Source organism: Actinocrispum sp. NPDC049592 (assembly GCF_040675465.1).
In the GTDB taxonomy this organism is placed as follows: Bacteria; Actinomycetota; Actinomycetes; order Mycobacteriales; family Pseudonocardiaceae; genus Kibdelosporangium.
This window is the reverse complement of sequence record NZ_JBFAPA010000001.1, coordinates 479,696-494,219: the sequence shown is the minus strand read 5'-3', so window position 1 is coordinate 494,219 and position 14,524 is coordinate 479,696. Positions and strand designations below refer to the sequence as shown.

Annotated in this window: 16 protein-coding genes; 8 read left to right on the top strand and 8 right to left on the bottom strand. The window is 68.6% G+C overall.

Translation table 11 applies throughout. From position 1 onward, the window contains the following. Window positions 1-47 precede the first annotated feature (47 nt). Both AB0J95_RS02325 and AB0J95_RS02320 read right to left on the bottom strand, forming a co-directional pair. Window positions 48-848: an ABC transporter permease gene (locus AB0J95_RS02325; RefSeq protein WP_364751170.1), complete on the bottom strand. Its 801-nt coding sequence runs from the start codon at window positions 846-848 to the stop codon at window positions 48-50. Beyond that, window positions 845-1,792, bottom strand: a complete 948-nt coding sequence (locus AB0J95_RS02320; protein WP_364751167.1) for an ATP-binding cassette domain-containing protein — start codon at window positions 1,790-1,792, stop codon at window positions 845-847. The genes AB0J95_RS02325 and AB0J95_RS02320 overlap by 4 nt, the downstream gene beginning before the upstream one ends. A gap of 98 nt (window positions 1,793-1,890) precedes the next feature. Here AB0J95_RS02320 and AB0J95_RS02315 point away from each other — a divergent pair, with 98 nt between their 5' ends. Then, on the top strand, window positions 1,891-2,868 hold the full coding sequence (locus tag AB0J95_RS02315; protein WP_364751164.1) for an endonuclease/exonuclease/phosphatase family protein: 978 nt from the start codon (window positions 1,891-1,893) through the stop codon (window positions 2,866-2,868). Here AB0J95_RS02315 and AB0J95_RS02310 read toward each other — a convergent pair. Then, entirely contained in the window at window positions 2,852-3,658 is an 807-nt protein-coding gene (locus tag AB0J95_RS02310; RefSeq protein ID WP_364751162.1) for a Sir2 family NAD-dependent protein deacetylase, read from the bottom strand. The two genes, AB0J95_RS02315 and AB0J95_RS02310, sit on opposite strands and share 17 nt — an antisense overlap. Then, on the bottom strand, window positions 3,655-3,960 hold the full coding sequence (locus AB0J95_RS02305) for an antibiotic biosynthesis monooxygenase (protein ID WP_364751159.1): 306 nt from the start codon (window positions 3,958-3,960) through the stop codon (window positions 3,655-3,657). Before AB0J95_RS02305 ends, AB0J95_RS02310 begins: the two co-directional genes overlap by 4 nt. Window positions 3,961-4,158: 198 nt before the next feature. On the opposite strand from AB0J95_RS02305, the gene AB0J95_RS02300 reads away from it, so the two are divergent. Then, the gene (locus tag AB0J95_RS02300) at window positions 4,159-4,680 is read left to right on the top strand and encodes a 2'-5' RNA ligase family protein (RefSeq protein ID WP_364751156.1); all 522 of its coding nucleotides are present in this window, start codon (window positions 4,159-4,161) and stop codon (window positions 4,678-4,680) included. Here the strand turns inward: AB0J95_RS02300 and AB0J95_RS02295 are convergent. Further along, window positions 4,673-5,407: an alpha/beta hydrolase gene (locus AB0J95_RS02295; protein ID WP_364751153.1), complete on the bottom strand. Its 735-nt coding sequence runs from the start codon at window positions 5,405-5,407 to the stop codon at window positions 4,673-4,675. The two genes, AB0J95_RS02300 and AB0J95_RS02295, sit on opposite strands and share 8 nt — an antisense overlap. A gap of 40 nt (window positions 5,408-5,447) precedes the next feature. Between AB0J95_RS02295 and AB0J95_RS02290 the strand changes: the two genes are divergently transcribed. Then, on the top strand, window positions 5,448-6,902 hold the full coding sequence (locus tag AB0J95_RS02290) for a M1 family metallopeptidase (RefSeq protein WP_364751151.1): 1,455 nt from the start codon (window positions 5,448-5,450) through the stop codon (window positions 6,900-6,902). An 84-nt stretch (window positions 6,903-6,986) separates the two neighbouring features. Then, entirely contained in the window at window positions 6,987-7,796 is an 810-nt protein-coding gene (locus tag AB0J95_RS02285) for an NAD(P)H-binding protein (RefSeq protein ID WP_364751148.1), read from the top strand. A 79-nt stretch (window positions 7,797-7,875) separates the two neighbouring features. On the opposite strand, the gene AB0J95_RS02280 is transcribed toward AB0J95_RS02285, so the two are convergent. Both AB0J95_RS02280 and AB0J95_RS02275 read right to left on the bottom strand, forming a co-directional pair. Then, window positions 7,876-8,739: an A/G-specific adenine glycosylase gene (locus AB0J95_RS02280; RefSeq protein WP_364751147.1), complete on the bottom strand. Its 864-nt coding sequence runs from the start codon at window positions 8,737-8,739 to the stop codon at window positions 7,876-7,878. A 16-nt stretch (window positions 8,740-8,755) separates the two neighbouring features. After that, entirely contained in the window at window positions 8,756-9,247 is a 492-nt protein-coding gene (locus tag AB0J95_RS02275) for a carbonic anhydrase (protein WP_364751144.1), read from the bottom strand. A 131-nt stretch (window positions 9,248-9,378) separates the two neighbouring features. On the opposite strand from AB0J95_RS02275, the gene AB0J95_RS02270 reads away from it, so the two are divergent. Further along, the gene (locus AB0J95_RS02270; RefSeq protein WP_364751141.1) at window positions 9,379-10,062 is read left to right on the top strand and encodes a hypothetical protein; all 684 of its coding nucleotides are present in this window, start codon (window positions 9,379-9,381) and stop codon (window positions 10,060-10,062) included. Window positions 10,063-10,154: 92 nt separating this feature from the next. On the opposite strand, the gene AB0J95_RS02265 is transcribed toward AB0J95_RS02270, so the two are convergent. Then, window positions 10,155-11,255: a LacI family DNA-binding transcriptional regulator gene (locus tag AB0J95_RS02265; protein ID WP_364751139.1), complete on the bottom strand. Its 1,101-nt coding sequence runs from the start codon at window positions 11,253-11,255 to the stop codon at window positions 10,155-10,157. 295 nt (window positions 11,256-11,550) lie between these two features. Here AB0J95_RS02265 and ugpC point away from each other — a divergent pair, with 295 nt between their 5' ends. From ugpC to AB0J95_RS02250, 3 genes are all read left to right on the top strand, one after another. Next, window positions 11,551-12,651, top strand: coding sequence for a sn-glycerol-3-phosphate ABC transporter ATP-binding protein UgpC (ugpC, locus tag AB0J95_RS02260; RefSeq protein ID WP_364751136.1), 1,101 nt, complete (start codon window positions 11,551-11,553; stop codon window positions 12,649-12,651). A 151-nt stretch (window positions 12,652-12,802) separates the two neighbouring features. Next, window positions 12,803-13,693 carry a zinc ABC transporter substrate-binding protein gene (locus AB0J95_RS02255; protein ID WP_364751134.1) on the top strand — a complete coding sequence of 297 codons (891 nt, stop codon included), beginning with the start codon at window positions 12,803-12,805 and terminating at the stop codon, window positions 13,691-13,693. Then, window positions 13,690-14,517, top strand: a complete 828-nt coding sequence (locus AB0J95_RS02250; RefSeq protein ID WP_364751131.1) for a metal ABC transporter ATP-binding protein — start codon at window positions 13,690-13,692, stop codon at window positions 14,515-14,517. The genes AB0J95_RS02255 and AB0J95_RS02250 overlap by 4 nt, the downstream gene beginning before the upstream one ends. Window positions 14,518-14,524: the final 7 nt, after the last annotated feature.

Sequence of the window (14,524 nt, the reverse complement as noted above, 5' to 3'; positions counted from 1 at the left end):
TCGCACTGGTTGCAACCAGTACAACCGCTCACGAGACCCCCTGTGGGTCAGCCGCCCATGCGGCGTTTGTAGGCGCGCATCGCCAGCGGGTAGAACACCGCCACTACGCCGACCATCCAGGCCAGGGAACCCAGCAGTGGCCCGGAGACGTCCGTGCCGCCGGTCAGCAGGCCGCGGTTGACCTCGGTCAACAGGCTCACCGGCTGGATCTCGGTGAACCCGCGCACCCAGCTCGGCAGCGTCGCGGTCGGCACGAACACGTTGCTGGCGAAGGAAAGCGGGAAGATCAGCGCGACCATGATGCCCGGCACGGCCTGCGGCGACTTCACCAGAAGCCCTACGAGCACCGAGATCCAGCACAGGCACAGGCCGAACCCGACCATCAGCAACAGGTCGAGCACGGCGGAGAAGAAGCCGGTGTGGATCCGGAACCCGAGGATCACCCCGCAGACGATCATGATCAACAGGGAGATCACGTAACGCACCACATCGCCGAACACCGCCCCCAGCAACGGCGCCGACCGCGCGATCGGCAGGCTGCGGAACCGGTCGAACACGCCCTTGCTGATGTCCGTGCACAACGCCACACCCGTACCCAGGCTGGCGAACAACGTCGTCTGAACCATCAAGCCCGGCAACAGGTCCTGCGTGTACGCCGTCCGGTCGCCCATGGCGATGGCGCCGCCGAAGAACACGCTGAACAGCACCAGCATGATGATCGGCGAGATGGTCACCTCGACCAGCTGCTCCGGGCTCTTCATCACCTTCTTGATGCTGCGCCCGGCCAGCGTCAGGCCGTGGCCCACGGCCCGGCCCGGGCTCACCCGGGTCGCGATCGCGGTCGTCATACCTTCGCCCCCTCACGGTCCCCGGTGATGGCCAGGAACACCTCGTCCAGGCTGGGCAGCCGCAGTGCCAGCTCGTCGGCGACGATCCCGGCCTCGTCCAGCCGCCGGACCAAAGTGGACAGCAGCACCGGGTCGTCCACCGGCGTGCTGAGCATGCCGGTGTCGTAGTCCTTGACCGGGCGCATCCCGGTCAGGTCCAGCAGGATCCGGTCGACCAGGTCCATGTCGGCCATCCGGGCCGGCCGCACCTGCAGCGTCTGCCCGCCGGTCTTGCGCTTCAGCTCGTCGGGTTTGCCGTCGGCGACCACCATGCCGTGGTCGAACACGGTGATCCGGTCGGCCAGCTGGTCGGCCTCCTCCAGGTACTGCGTGGTCAGCAGCACCGTCACCCCCTCGTTCACCAATCGGCGGACCACCGCCCAGACCTCGTTGCGGGCGTGCGGGTCCAGCCCGGTGGTCGGCTCGTCCAGGTAGAGCACCTGCGGGCGGCCGACCAGGCTGCAGGCCAGGTCGATCCGCCGCCGCATGCCGCCGGAGTAGGTCTTGACCGCGCGGTCGGCCGCGTCGGTCAGCTCGAACTGCGCCAGCAGCTCAACGGCCCGCGCCCGGGCCTCGGCCTTGGACCTCTCCAGCAGCCGCGCGATGAGAACCAGGTTCTCCCGGCCGGACAGGTCCTCGTCCACCGACGCGTACTGGCCGGTCAGCCCGATCAGCTGACGGACCGCGACGGGCTCCTTCACCACGTCGTACCCGCCGACCGTGGCGCGGCCCGCGTCCGGCCGCAGCAGGGTCGCCAGGATCCGCACGGCGGTGGTCTTGCCGGCGCCGTTGGGTCCCAGCACGCCGAGGATCTTCCCGGCAGGCACGACGAGATCGACCCCACCCAGCGCGGTCGTCTCGCCATACCGCTTCACCAGCCCTTCGGCCTCGATCGCATTCGACATTCGCGTTCTCCCCACGTTGTTCCTGGGCAGACTGTGCGCCGACACGCTGTCGGGCCGCGCACAGGACGCTGTCAGCCGGATTCGGGCAAGCTGGTGTCGTGACAGCGACGGCCGATGTCGAGACGGCGAGACCACGGCGTGGGGGCAAGGCCTCCGTCGTGCTCTGGGGCCTGCCGGCCGTGCTGTTCGTCCTTTTCGCAGCTCTGCGGCTGTTCGGGGTGGCCGGGAACCAGTACATCATCGGGATGATCGCGCTGACGCCGTACGTGGCCGTGATCGGCCTGGTACTCGGTGTGAGCGGGCTGCTGATGCGCCGGTGGGTGTCCGGCGGGCTGGTGATGGCGGTCGCGCTGATCACCGCGGCCTCGGTCGCGCCCCGGCTCGTCTCGCACCAGCAGCCGGACGCGCACGGGCCGAAGCTCGTGGTGATGTCGGCGAACCTGTACGTGGGGCGCGCGGACGCCACCCAGATCGTGCGGATGGTCCGGGACAACCACGTCGACGTGCTGAGCCTGCAGGAGCTCACCCCCGCGATGTCCGACGACCTGCTGCGCGCCGGCATCAACTCGCTGCTGCCGTACCGGATGTTCCAGCCGATCCCGGGCGGCGAGGGGTCCGGGCTGGCCTCGAAGTACCCGCTGACCGAGGAGCCGATCGCCGACCCGGCGACGTTCGCGCAGCCCAGCGCCATCATCGACCTGCCGTTCGGGCTCGACCCGGACATCCTGGTCGTGCACGCCGTCCCGGGCGTGGAGAACCCGTCGACGTGGAAGCACGAGTTGGACGAGATGCCGCCCGCCGTGTTCGACGTGCGGCCCCGGCTGCTGGTCGGCGACTTCAACGCGACGCTGGACCACCCGGGTATGCGGACGCTGCTCGGCCGTGGCTATGTGGACGCCGGGGAACGCCGGGGCGCGGGGATGGTCCCGACGTGGCCAGCCGGGTTGTGGCCGCCGCCCGTCACCATCGACCACGTGCTGGTCGACAACCGGGCGGCGGTCGACGACTACCGGGTGGAGGACCTCGGCGGCAGCGACCACCGGGCGGTGCTGGCCTGGATCACCCTGCCACCCTGATGTCCAGTTCGGTCAGGGCCTCGGCCGAGCCCATCGGGAGCTCCACGCCGCGGCCGTGCCGGATCCGCGGTTCCCTCGGGTTGATCCGGATGAGCGCCCCGGTCCGGGCCGAGGCCAGTTCGGACATCCGCCGGACGGTCGGGATCGCCGTGCCCGCGCCCAGTTCGATGACGACGAGGTTGTCCTGCTGGGCACGCCATTTCGCGACCTCGGTGAGCGTTCGGTCGCTGCGGCCGGACTCCCAGTCGAAGTCGCCGAACATCAGTATGTTCGGCCGGGCCAGGCTTCCGCAGTTCGGGCAGCGGGGGAGCGGACTCGTGGCGCGCATGGTGTCCGGGTCGACGTCGATGTCGTCCGTGGCGGGCCAGATCGGTTGTCCACAGTGGACGAAGCACTGCAGGTGGTGGATCGAGCCGTGCACCTCGGCCACGTGCTCGTCCGGGAACCCGGCCTTCTGGAACTGTCCGTCCACATTGGAGGTGAACACCCTGGCGGGCTTGCCCCAGTTCCGCAGGATCGTGAAACCCTTGTGCGGCACGGTGTCCCGGTAGAGCTGGAGCCGGTGGCCGTAGAAGCCCCATGCCAGCTCCGGATCCTCGGCGAAGTGCACCGGGTCCGCCAGCTCGACGAACCGCAGTCCTAACCGCTGGTACGGCGGGTAGGCCTGCCAGAACCCTTCATCCCCGCGGAAGTCCGGCAACCCGGAGTCCACGCCCATCCCGGCGCCCGCGCAGATCAGCAGCGCACTCGCGGCGCGGATCAGCTCCGCGGCCCGGTCGAGCTCGTTCACTCCGGCGTGACCAGCTGCACAACCTCGAACTCGAGCAGGTCGGCCCCGGTCGCCACCGGCTTCGGCCGCCCCTCGCCGCCGCCGTGCTGCGGCCGGCTCTCCGCCCACGCCTGGAAGTCCTCCTCGGTCTCCCACTTGGTGTAGACGAAGTAGCGGTCCTGCCCGGCGGTGGGCCGCAGCAGCTCGAACCCCAGGAACCCTTTGGAGCCCTTGACGGAGTCCGCCCGCGCGGCGAACCGCTTCTCGAGCTCGGGGCCGGCGCCCTCGGGCACCTCGATCGCGTTGATCTTCACCACAGCCATGCCCCCAATCTACCCACGCCACAACTAACCGATCCCTTGGTCGCGTGTCCCCCTTTCCTCCAGGGCGTGTCCCCCTTTCGTCCGGGGTGTGTCCCACGTTCGTCCGGCCGGGATGTGGGGCCAGTGTGGATTTCGGGGGCGGCGAATGGGGGACACGGGGGCGGCGAGTGTGGGACACGCGGCGTGGGAGCATGGGGCGTGGCACAAGGGGTTGTGGTCTTCTTCGACGAGCGGGCGGACCGGGCCGTGCGGGCGCTGTGGCGGCGGCTCGAGGCGGCCGGGGTGCCGCCGGTGATCAAACGCCCGGAGGGGAACTGGCCGCCGCACGTCACGTTCGCGCTGACCAAGTCGATCCCGCGGCGAACCAGGGATCTGCTCAAGGACGAGCTGCGCACGCTGACGATCCCGAACCTCTGGCTGTCCACCCTCGGCACGTTCCCGACCACCGAGAACGTGCTGATGCTCGGCGCGGTCGTCGACAACGAGCTGCTGGCCGTGCACTCCGCGATCCACGACGTGCTCGCCGGCGCGGTTCAGGCGCCGTCGGCGTACTACCTGCCGGGCGCGTGGATCCCGCACTGCACGCTGACGCAGAGCATCGAGCACCAGCAGATGGTCGAGGGGTTCGCCGCGCTGCACCCGATCGACCGGATCGAGGCGCGCGTGTCCGAGGTCTCGATCGTGGACACGGTGACCCGCGAGGTCGAGGTCGTCAAATAGCGGACAGGAACGCCTCCACCGCGCCCCGGTAGAACTCCGGCGCCGACCGGTGGATCACATGGTCGGAGCCGGGCACCAGGACGTGCTTGCCGCCGCCGGGGGAGCGCAGCGGCATGTCGCTCATCTGACCGGCCGGCATGGCGCTGTTCTCCGCCTCCAGCGCCAGCATCGGGCACTGGACCCGCTCGATCAGCGGCCAGTAGTCCCGTTCGCCCCATTCCGCCGCGATCGGGTACAGGTTCTCCAGGTCGGCGATCAGGTGGTAGCCGTCCTCGCGTTCCTCGAAGCACTCGATGAAGTAGTCCCCGCTGGTGCCGAAGAACGACCGGACGTGCGCCAGCGACTGGAACGGCACCGGCCACGAGTTGAAGTACGACTTCCACACGGTGACCGACTTGCCGCGCTGATCGGGCGCCATGTCCTCGACCACGATCCCGCTGACCAGCTCGGGGTGCGCCGCCGCGAGCGCCCAGGCGTGCAGGCCGCCCATCGAGTGCCCGATCACGATCGACGGCTCGGTCAGCACAGCGGCCGCGTCGGCGACGAAGTCCTCGGTCCGGCCCTTGTGATTGGGATTGCGGCCGTGCGCGCGGGCGTCGATCCCGACGACCCGGCCGTACCGCTGCAGCCACTGGGCCACCGGCCACCAGGTGGTCGCGCGGCCCATCAGGCCGTGCAGCAGCAGGATCGTCCGGCCAGAACCGCCGAACTCGACCATCTGGTGCATTCAACCTCCCTCTGACATGCGGTTGGCTAGGTTGGACCGCATGGACCAACCACGCCAGCGACTCGCCATGGCGCTCACCCTGGCCGCAGCCCTTGTCGTGAGTTGTACCAGCGAACCCGGACAGGCCGAGCCCACCGCCGCGCCCTCGCCCACCGTCAGCGCGGCCGGGGCGGGATCGGAAGGCGCCGGTGACGAGTACTACCCGGATGACGGCAACGGCGGCTACGACGTCGGTGACTACAACGTCTCGGTCAGCTACGACCCCGGTTCGCAGCGTCTGGACGGCGACACCACCGTCACCGCCACGGCCACCGCCGCGCTCAACCAGTTCAACCTGGACCTCAACGGCCTCGATGTCGCCGGCGTCGAGATCGACGGAAAGCCCGCGAAGTTCTCCCGGTCGGGGCAACACGAACTGGTGATAACCCCCGCCGAACCGATCGCCGACAAATCGACATTTCACACCCGGGTGCGTTATTCCGGGAAACCGACCCAGGCCGAGGCCGGGCAGCTCGGCGTGAACGGCTGGCAGCTGGCGAAATCCGGCGGAGCGTTCGCGGCCGGCGAGCCGCATTCGGCGACGTTCTGGTTCCCGGCGAACGACCATCCGACCGACAAAGCGACATTTCACCTCGCCGCGCGCGTGCCGAACGGGTGGAGTGTGATGTCGAACGGGCTGGAGGACGGCACCGAGGAGAAGGACGGCTGGACCACGTTCAAATGGTCGGAGAAGACCCGGATCGCCACCTATCTGACCACGATCAGTGTCGACAAATGGACAATAGAACGCGGTAAGCTGCCGGACGGCACGCCGATTGTCAGCGCGTACGCCCCGGGCGTGGAGAACAAGAAACAGCTCGAATCCCGGCTGCCGGAGATCCTGGCGTTCCTGAGTGAGAAGTTCGGCCCGTACCCGCAGGATGCGGCGGGTGGGATCTACCTGAACGAGGACATCGGGTTCTCCCTGGAGACCCAGACCCGGCCCACCTACGCCAAATGGACCAACCTCGAAACGGTCGTCCACGAGAATGCGCACCAATGGTTCGGCGACTCGGTGTCGGTGGCCAAATGGGCGGACATCTGCCTGAACGAGTGCTTCGCCAGCTACGCCCAATGGCTGTGGACCGAGGCGAAGGAACACCAGAACCTCGACCAGCGGTACAAGACCGCGGTCGACAAGATGAAGACCCGCGACGCCTTCTGGGCCAACAAGCTCTACGGAATGGGCCAGGGCAACGAGTTCCACGGCGTCTACGACAAAGGCGTGCTGGCCATCCACGCGTTGCGCCGCCAGATCGGCGACGAGGCCTTCGGCAAGGTCCTCAAGGAATGGCCCGCCACCCACAAGGACGGCAACGCCTCGTGGAGCCAGTTCGAGGAGTTTGTCCAGAAAACCGCCGGCGGCCAGGACCTCCGCGGCTTTTTCGACGCCTGGTTCCACGGCGACAAAATGCCCGCCGACCAGTACCTGTTCCCAGGATCGCTGCACGGGTAGGGTCGAAGAACGTGGAGTGCAGCGTCGGAACGCTCCACCCGTCACAGCGGTGACCCCCTTGGCGCCATGAGCAAGGGGTGAGCTGTGCGCACTTTGGTGATCGGGGCCCGTGGCGGTATCGGGCGGCACGTCGTCGAGCAGCTTCTCGCGGCAGGGCAACCAGTTCGCGCATCCGTCCGGGACCGTGCGAAGGCGGACTTTCCGGCCGCGGTGGAGGTCGTCGAAGCGGACCTGACCAAGCCGGAGACTCTCTGGGCTGCTCTGACCGGCGTGCGGAGGGTTTTCCTTTATGCGTCACCGGCTCAGGACTTCGTCGACGTGGCCAGGGACGCCGATCTCGAGCACGTCGTGATGCTGTCCTCGGGGAGCGTCCTGCTGCCGTCTGCCAGGGGAAACGCAATCGCTGAGGAGCACCGTGCGGTCGAACGGGTGCTGGCGGACTCGGGGCTGAGCTGGACGCCGATCCGGCCGCTCGTGCTCGCCAACAACGCGCTGAACTGGGCGGACTCCATCCGCGCCGAGGGCGTGGTGCGGTTGTTCCGGCCGGAGGCGATGACCGCTCCGGTGCACGAGCGGGATGTCGCCGCGGTGGCGGTCGCGGCTCTGCTGGGGCGGCCCGAGGACGGCATGCTGACCGGGCCGGAGTTGATCACACAACGGCGGCAGGTCGAGCTGATCGCCGCGGCCACGGGCCGGGACATCGAGGTCGTGGAGATGACCGAATCCCAGGCGCGGCAACGGTTCGGCGACTCGCCGACCGTGGACGCGGTGCTGCGGTTCATCGCCGAGGCGGCGAACGGCGGCTCACCGGCCACGGACACGATCCAGCGGGCGCTGGGATTTGCGACACCGTTCGAGCAGTGGGCCCGGGAGCACGCGGTCGATTTCCGGTAATGCTTCTCCGGCCAGCGGATGCTGGGGCGGCGTGCGACGCCATTCGGGAATGGGCGCGGGAACACGCCGCCGGTTTCCGTTAGTGCTCTCCGGGGAGCGCGAACAGGCCGGAGTCGGTTTGTTCCAGCAGGCCGTCGACCAGGAGGGAGTCCAGGCAGCGGTCGCGTTGGACGGCGTCGGCCCAGACCGTGTCCAGCCGGGCCCGCTCGACCGGGCCGTCGGTGTCCCGCAACACATCCAGCAGCAGCCCGCGCACCTGACGGTCGGTTCCGGCGAACCGCTGCACGGGTTTCGCGGGTCCGGTGTACTCGGGACGCCCCGCTTTCTGCCACGCGCAGTCTGTCAACAGTGGACAGTCCACACATCGCGGAGTCTTTGCGGTGCAGACCAAAGCGCCGAGTTCCATCAACGCGATCGACATCACCGCGGCAGGCGCGTCGTCCATCGGCAGGAGCTTGTCGACGTCGGCCATGTCGCGGGTGTTGGACGCGGGTCCGGCGTCGCCTGCTCCGTGCACGGCCCGCGCGACCACACGGCGGACGTTGGTGTCCACCACGGGAACCCGCTTGCCGTATGCGAAAGCGGCGACGGCCCGGGCGGTGTAGTCACCGATCCCGGGCAACGACAACAGGGTTTCCACATCGGATGGGACGATGTCGTTGTGCGAGGCGGCGATTTCGGCCGCGGCCGCGTGCAACCGCAGGGCGCGCCGGGGATAGCCGAGTTTGCCCCACGCGCGGACGACCTCGCCCTGGGCGACCGCCGCGAGCTTCGACGGCACCGGCCAGCGGTCCATCCACTCGAGCCAGATCGGTTCCACGCGGGCGACCGGGGTCTGCTGCAGCATGATCTCGCTGACGAGGACGCCCCATGCCGTGACGCCCGGAGAGCGCCACGGCAGGTCGCGCTTGTTGTTGGTGTACCAGTCGATCAGGACATCCATGATGCCCTGGATTCTGTCAGACGACCTCGGTCAGCTCGCCGGTGTGGACGTCGTACACGAACCCGCGGACGTTGTCGGTGTACGGAAGGTAAGCGGCGTGCCGTACGCGTGCCATCGACCGACGCACGCTGTCCTTCACTTCCTTGAAGGCCTCCACGGACCAGGTCGGGCGCAGGCCGCTGGCCTGTTCCAGCTCGTCCTTGAACCCGTCCTCGGTGACCGTCTGCAACCCGCAGTTGGTGTGCTGGATGATCATCACCTCGCGGGTGCCCAGCTTGCGCTGGCTCAGCGCGAGCGACCGGATCACGTCGTCGGTGACCACACCGCCCGCGTTGCGCAGCACATGGGCCTCACCCTGCAGCAACCCGAAGATCGCGAACACCCGGATCCGGGCGTCCATGCAGGTGAGCAGGGCGACCTTGAGCGAAGGCTGCGGTGTCGAGCGATCACCGAGTACCCGTTCGGTGAGGCTGGCATTGCGGCTCACAAGCTCGTCGATGGCGCTCATACAAGCCATGGAACCCGGGATCAGCCGATTGGGCAATTATCGGTTGGCGTTCGTCACGAAGAGCAACACAACCTGATCGGGTGACGGTAAGATCCGCAGCTTCCGGCAGGTCCGGAGTTACTTTGCGGATCATGAACGAGCAGGCGTCCATTTACTGGCGCCGGCGCATGGTTGCCATCAGCGGCGTGGTGATCGCGCTGGTGATCGTCGGCTGGGCGGCCGGCGGGTTCTTCACCGACGGCTCACCGTCGGTCCAGGGCGCGAGCGGCGGGATCCGCGAGACCCAGCCCCCGTCGAGCCCTTCGACCATGCCCGCCGCTGGTCCTGGCGGCTCCTCCTCGTCGTCATCGACTTCTCCGCCGCCGTCGCCGAGCCCCAGCGCTCCGCCGCCCCCACCCCCACCGCCGCCTCCGGATCCCAACCAGCCGTGCCCCGACCAGGCCATTCAGGTGGGTGTCGAGCTGGGGGCGCCGCAGTACAAGGTGGGGCAGCGTCCAGTGCTGAGACTCATCGTGGTGAACGCGGGGCAGGTGCCTTGTACGCGTGACCTGAGTCGGCAGTTGCGCGAGATCCTGGTCATGAGTCAGGACGGGCAGACCCGCTTGTGGTCGAGCAACGACTGCTACCACTACAACGAGCCTGGGGCGCAGATCGTGCAGGCTGGTGAACGCCTGGGCTACGAGATCAAGTGGGCCGGCCGGACTTCGGCTCCTGGGTGTCCTTCAAAGCGGAGCGTCGTGCCTGCTGGGACTTACTCGGTCGTCGGCAAACTGGGGGCGCTGTCGAGTCAGCCCGTGCCGATTGTTCTTACCTGAGCTCAGGCTGGGCCGCGTGAGTGGCGGTGCTCTGCCACCCCGCGCCTAAGAGCCCCCGGCCGACAGAGGGGTATGGGGTCCGGGGTGTGGGATCAGGGGCCGAACCAGCGTTCTTCGGCGGTTCGGGGGGAGGCCGCGGTGGTGCCTGGGATGAACTCGGTCTCCAGGGTGATGCTGCGAGGGCGGGTTCGTTCGGAGGGGCTCAGCAACAACCGGCCCGCTGCCTTGCCCTTCTCGAGCACCGGCTGGCGGACTGTGGTCAAGCCCACACGTTCGGCGTCGGCGATGCCGTCGAAGCCGGTGACCGTCAAATCCTGGGGGACGCGCAGGCCCCGGCGTTTGGCCTCGGCCAGCGCTCCCAGCGCGAGGATGTCCGAGGTGCAGATCAGGGCGGTGATCTGCGAGTCCGCGTCGAGGAGCTGGGCCGCGGCGGAGGCGCCCATCGCGCTGGAGTGGTCGAACCGCTCCACCACGGGCACGGTGGCCCATTCGACGCCCACGGTCTCGAACGCCGCCGCCAGGCCGCCGAGGCGGGTGCGCTGCACGTGGAAGTGCGCGTTCTGCTGGCGTTCGACCGGCGCGAAGTCGTCGTTGCGGTCCCTGGAGAGGCGCATGCACACCACGCCGATCCGGCGGTGCCCGAGGTTGATCAGGTGCCGGGCCAGCTCGGTGATGGCTGTGTGGTCATCGATGCCGACGCGGTCGACGCCGTCGATCTGCGGCTGGTCGGCCACCACGGTCGGCACTGGGCGGGACAACACCGCGGCGAGGTGCGGATCGTCGTCGGGCACCGAATAGACCACGAAACCGTCCACCCCGGCCCGGTGCACCGCCGCGACGTCCTCCCGTTCGGGGTTCACCGGAACGAGGTGCAGGCCCTGGCCGGCACCTTCACAGGCCAGCGCCAGGCCCTCCAGGAAACCCAGCGCCGCGGGGTCGCGGAACGCATAGGAAAGGTTCTCCGTCAGCAGCAGTCCGACCGCCCCCGCTTTCCGGGTGCGCAGCGAACGGGCTACCGGGTCGGGGCCCGGATAGCCCAATCTCCTTGCGGTTTCCAGCACCCGTCGGCGAAGCTCTGGGGAGAGCTGGTCAGGCCGGTTGTAGGCGTTGGACACCGTGGTCCGCGAGACTCCCAGCTCCGCCGCCAGCGAGGCGAGCGTCGCCGGCCGCCGAACATGAATTGACCGCGCCATGCCGTGACGGTAACGGTTCAGAACCAATACGAGAAGTGATGCGCGCCGGAGCTAGATCACGTCTTTGTTTCACCAGGTCCAGGCCTGCTTGCCGCCGACTTTGGTCTAGACCAAAGCGGGCGAGCGGAGAGACCGGCGGCGGGGGTCATACGCAGCGGGTAATCGGTTTCTTTGGTCTACACCACTTCGGTACGCGCTGATGGCTGACGTATCCGGAAACAACAGCTACGGTGAGCGAGAACACGCCGTGAACCTGGCCGCAGGGTGAGCGGCGCAGTAACGAAAGGGACAACAGATGGCCGAGGTCTCGTACGTAGGTGCCTCCAGGGTGTTCGCCGGCAGTCCGCCGGTACGCGCGGTGGACCAGCTCGACCTGGATGTCGCCGACGGCGAGTTCCTGGTGCTGGTGGGTCCGTCCGGTTCGGGCAAGTCGACGGCGCTGCGGATGCTGGCCGGGCTCGAGGACGTCGACGAAGGCACCATCCAGATCGGTAGCAAGGACGTCACCAACGTGCCCCCCAAGGGCCGCGACATCGCCATGGTGTTCCAGTCCTACGCGCTGTACCCGCACATGACCGTCGCGGAGAACATGGGCTTCGCCCTCAAGCTGCGCGGCACGCCGAAGGCCCAGATCAAGGAGAAGGTGGCCGAGGCGGCGGCCATGCTGGACCTGACCAAGTACCTGGACCGCAAGCCCAAGGCCCTCTCCGGTGGCCAGCGGCAGCGCGTCGCCATGGGCCGCGCCATCGTGCGCGAGCCCAGCGTGTTCCTGATGGACGAGCCGCTGTCGAACCTCGACGCCAAGCTGCGCGTCGAGACCCGCGCGAACATCGCCGCGCTGCAGCAGCGCCTCGGCACCACCACCATCTACGTGACGCACGACCAGGTCGAGGCCATGACCATGGGTCACCGCGTGGCGGTGCTCAAGGACGGCCTGCTCCAGCAGTGCGACACCCCGCGTGCGCTGTACGACAAGCCCGCGAACGCCTTCGTGGCCGGGTTCATCGGCTCGCCCGCGATGAACCTCAAGACCGTTCCGCTGGTGTCCGGTGGCGCGAAGCTCGACGGCATCGTGGTCCCGCTGGAGCGCACCGCGCTCGACGCCGCCTCCGAGGCCGGCCTGTCCACGGTCACCTTCGGCATCCGGCCCGAGGCGCTGAGCCTGGCCAGCGTCGAGGACGAGGGCATCGAGATGACGGTCGAGCTGGTCGAGGAGCTCGGCGCCGACGCCCTGGTGCACGGTGCGGTCCGGATCGGTGACGCGTCCGAGCGCTTCGTCGTCCGCGTCGACGGCCGGACGCCTCCTGGCCTGGGCCAGACCGTGAAGATCGCGGTCCGGGACGCCTCCGAGGTGCACCTGTTCCACCCGGAGACCGGCGAGCGGCTGACCGCCTGACCTCTGTTCACCCAGCGAAGCGACCCCTGGCCGGCCCGGCCAGGGGTCGCTTTCTGTAATGGGCGTCACCCATTTGGTGGCATCAATCGGGGGTGGGTGCCGTAGACTCACTGCTAACGACAACGGTTTCCATTTCCATGCAGGAGTGCGCATGAACCCCCGGCTTGTCGCTGGAGTCGCAGCCTTAGCCCTGACCCTGACCGCGTGCGGGGGAAAGTCCGCTGGTGAGCCCCCCGCACCGGGCAAGATCCCGGTCGTGGCCTCGACGAACGTCTGGGGCAGCGTGGTCCAGGCCGTGGGCGGGGACGCCGTCGACGTGAAGGCCATCCTCAGCGACCCGGCCGCGGACCCGCACTCGTACCAGAGCAGCCCTACCGACGCGATCACCCTGAAGAACGCCAAGCTCGCGCTGTACAACGGCGGCGGCTACGACGACTTCTTCACCTCCCTGGTCAAGGAGAACGGCCAGGACGTGCCGCAGATCGCCGCGTTCGACCTGTCCGGCAAGAAGCAGGGCACGAACGAGCACGTCTGGTACGACCTGCCGACCGTCAAGAAGGTCGCCGACCAGCTGGCCGACCGGCTCGGCAAGATCGCGCCGGACAAGGCCGCCACCTTCACCGCCAACGCCAAGGCGTTCGACGGCAAGCTGGACGAGCTGATCGCCAAGGCCGAGGGGATCGGCAGGGCCAAGCCGGGCTCGCAGGTCGTGGTCACCGAGCCGGTGGCGTTCTACCTGCTGGAGACCGCCGGGGTGAAGGACGCGACGCCGGAGGAGTTCTCCGAGGCGGTCGAGGAGGAGACCGACCCGCCCGCCGCGGCCATCGCGGCCATCACCGACCTGGTCAGGAACAAGCAGGTCGCCGCCCTGGTCAATAATGAGCAGACCGAGACCCCGGTCACCAAGCAGCTCAACCAGGCCGCCGGGGCCGCGGGGGTGCCGGTCGTGAACGTGACCGAGACCCTGCCCGAGGGCGTGAGCGGGTACGTGGACTGGATGACGAAGCAGGTGGACGCACTATCCAGCGCAGTGACGAAGTGACGACCACAGCGGACACCGGCCGCAAGGCGGCCGTGGTGTCGCTGCGCGATGCCACGCTGTCCTACGGCAAGCGCACGCTCTGGTCCGGCGTGGACCTGGACCTGTGCCCCGGGGAGTTCGTCGCGGTGCTCGGGCCGAACGGGTCGGGCAAGACCAGCCTGCTGCGCGTGCTGCTGGGCCTGCAGAAACTCACGGGCGGGCAGCTGGAGATCGCCGACCGGCGGATCGGGTACATCCCGCAACAGCGGGCCATCGACCCAACGATCACCCTGCGTGGCCGCGATCTGGTCGCCCTCGGGTTCGACGGTCACAAATGGGGGATCGGGCTCAAGGGCATGCGCGAGCGCCGCCGCCGCGTGGACGAGGCGGTCCGGGCGGTGGGCGCGACCGCGTTCGCGGACCGGCCCGTCGGGCTGTTGTCCGGCGGCGAGCAGCAGCGCCTCAGAGTGGCCCAGGCGCTCGTCAGCGACCCCGAGGTGCTGCTCTGCGACGAACCACTCCTGTCGCTGGATCTGGCGCACCAGCGGGCCGTCAGCGAGCTGATCGACAAGCGGCGCACCGAGGCGGATACGGCTGTGTTGTTCGTCACACACGAGATCAACCCGATCCTGCCGTTGGTCGACCGCGTGCTGTACCTCGTCGACGGCCGGTTCCGGATCGGCACGCCGGACGAGGTGATGACCACGGAGGTGCTCACCGAGCTGTACCGGACCCAGATCGACGTGGTCCGCGTGCGCGGCCAGATCCTCGTCGTCGGCGCCCACGGCGCCATGGAGTCCGGCCAGCCACACCACCTGGGAGGGCCGACCGACCTAGCGCTGTGACCTGGCC